Origin of the sequence: Pseudomaricurvus sp. (assembly GCF_965662505.1) — a bacterium.
In the GTDB taxonomy this organism is placed as follows: domain Bacteria; phylum Pseudomonadota; class Gammaproteobacteria; order Pseudomonadales; family Cellvibrionaceae; genus Pseudomaricurvus.
The window spans coordinates 1-2460 of record NZ_CBFIHX010000227.1 but is presented as its reverse complement, the minus strand read 5'-3'; the positions used below and the strand labels follow the sequence as shown (position 1 = coordinate 2460).

The following is a 2460-nucleotide window of genomic DNA, read 5'->3' as shown; positions in this document are numbered from 1 at the left end:
CTGCTCGTCATAGGGCTTTTGCAGCAACGTCAGCAATCTGTCCACTTCACTGAAATCATTTTCCTGTTCGGCCAGCTCGATGGCTTTTTGTGCCAGGTAATTTCGTAGAATGTATTTCGGGTTGTTGGCGCGCATCAGTGCCTGACGCTCAGACTCCACAGACTTTTCTCTCTCTAACCGCTGTGCATATTGCGACAGCCATTGATCAACGGCCTCGCGATTCACAAACTGATCACGCAGTGCATGATTGTCACCGTTCAGTGAAAAATGGCAGAGCGCCCGATAACTGCGGGTGTAGTCGGCTCGTTCATCCTGCAGCAGTTGCAACCAGCCAGTGGCTAACAGCACGTCGTCTTCTTCGGTGGTGGTTAGGCCCAGCTTGGCGCGGGTTTTGGTCGCAAAACAGTCTCTCAGGTGAGGTTCGTACAGTGACAGAGCGTACTTGATGTCATCGGTTGCAATCAGGGTGGACAGACCGTGAGCCAGCGCGTTGAGGTTCCACAAGCCAATGCCCGGTTGCTGGTCGTAGGCATAGCGGCCCTGATGATCTGAGTGGTTACAGACGAAGTTGGGGATATAGTCGTCGAGAAAGCCATAGGGACCATAATCAAAAGTTTCCCCAAGGATAGACATGTTATCGGTGTTCATGACTCCGTGGGTAAATCCCACGGTTTGCCAGTGCACAATCAATTCGGCTGTGGCGAGTACCACACGTTGCAAAAACAGGGCGTAGCGCGTGTCGTCGGTGGGAAGATCCGGATGGTGTTTGTCGATGACGTAATCCGCCAGTTGCTTCACTTTGTCGGGCCGACGGGTGTAGTGGAAGAGTTCAAAACTGCCAAAACGCACATGGCTTTGGCTGAGTCGTATCAGCAGGGCGCCGGTCTCGGCGGTTTCTCTCTGCACCGGTTCTTTGCTGGCGAACAGCGCCAGAGCTCGGGTGCTGGGGACTCCCAGATGAAACAGAGCTTCGCTACCAAGGTATTCACGAATGCTGGAACGCAACACTGCCCGACCATCGCCGAAGCGGGAGTATGGCGTACGCCCTGCGCCTTTCAGATGAATGTCCCAAAAAGGGGCTGAAGTTTCACTAAACGGAGCTGAGCCCTCACTGTCTGCAGGCCTTGCTTCGGCCAGCAGCAATCCGCGCCCATCGCCCAGCTGCGGGTTGTACACACCAAATTGATGGCCTGAATAGGCCATTGCCAGTGGCTCGAACCCCTCAGGAATTTGATTGCCGCTGAATATTTGTAAAAACTCATCGGATTTCAGGTCTTGTTCGGACAAACCAAGGAGTTTTCCGGCGTCGGGGTTGGCGTGAGCCAGACGCACACCCCAGAGCCCCTGGGGTTTAACCCGGCTGTAAAACTCATCGTCCAAGGTCGCGAAACTGTTATGGATTGAGAGTTTGTTCAGAAGTGAGGTCATAAAAAGGGGCGATTACCATCGGGAGCTAGTGCAGCAAAGAATGTCTATAGCAGCCATTGTACGCGTTTCATGGCTACTGTTAACCGCCTCCTGATTAAGGGCGTGCTATCGGTGTGCTAAGACGTGTTATCGGTGTGCTAAGACGTGTTGTCGGTGTGCTAGTAGGCTTAAGGATTAGGTTGAGGGGGGCGTCGAGAAACCGGGTTAGGAATGGAATCCAAGTCACAGTCTATGAATTGTTATCAATTTGCCTCCCGCAAAGTGTAAAAAATTCTGACGGAAAAGGCGGTGGCGGACTACACTTATTTTCAGGTTATAACTGAATTGGTCAGTATCGTGTGCATATTGATTAAAGGGTTATAACCCAGCTGTGGCTGCACATTGCATGCAGCCAGCATAACTATCAGGTATGAGGGATGAGTGTGGAACTGGCTATCGATAATCGCGATTTAATCTGGGAGCTGGATTCTATCAATCAGCGTCAGAGAGCTATCGACTTTGTTATGGGGTTTGAAAACAAGTTGTGTGTGTTTTCGGAATCCGTTTCCCAGCTGTATACCAACTACAATATCTTTTTCCCCAAAGAAGAGGGCAGACATCTGGTGATTTTGCCCAACCCCTACGCGAATTATGATGTCTTTAACGGGATTCCCGAAAATGCGGTGGCTCCCACCGGATTGAATATCATTGCCGGGGATATGATTGGCAAAGAAGGATTGTACCTGTTGATTCCTTTCAAGGGCGAGAAAACCCGTTATCGGGCGGTACCCTTACATGTAGGTTTGAGGGTAATCAACCAGCGCCGACCGGGCAATAAACCTTTACTGCCTGTGTTGAAGAAAGGGGATCTGAGAGAGTTGGAAGCGAAGACGCCTTGTCTCCATCTGCATTGTATTCACTTGGATAAGCTTCAGAATCTGTCAGAGCTTGAGGTTCAGGGGATTCAGCGGGTGATTATTCAGCGGATGGATGCGATTAATTAGCGCTTTGGATATTTGATAGGTAATAAAAAACGGCCGCGAGTGCGGCCGT

The 2460-nt window shown here is 50.8% G+C and carries 2 protein-coding genes; one reads left to right on the top strand and one right to left on the bottom strand.

The genetic code is table 11. The features are described 5' to 3' along the window. Positions 1 to 1428, bottom strand: a 1428-nt coding sequence (locus tag ACTG33_RS16980) for a protein adenylyltransferase SelO (protein WP_439136437.1), incomplete at its 3' end; no start/stop codon positions are given. Positions 1429 to 1844: 416 nt separating this feature from the next. Between ACTG33_RS16980 and ACTG33_RS16975 the strand changes: the two genes are divergently transcribed. Beyond that, positions 1845 to 2411, top strand: coding sequence for a hypothetical protein (locus ACTG33_RS16975; protein ID WP_439136435.1), 567 nt, complete (start codon positions 1845 to 1847; stop codon positions 2409 to 2411). Positions 2412 to 2460 lie beyond the last annotated feature (49 nt).

What these genes read in the sequence shown, in the direction of transcription:
- ACTG33_RS16975 (WP_439136435.1), top strand. Translation starts at nt 1,845, where the DNA reads ATGAGTGTGGAACTGGCTATCGATAATCGCGATTTAATCTGGGAGCTG.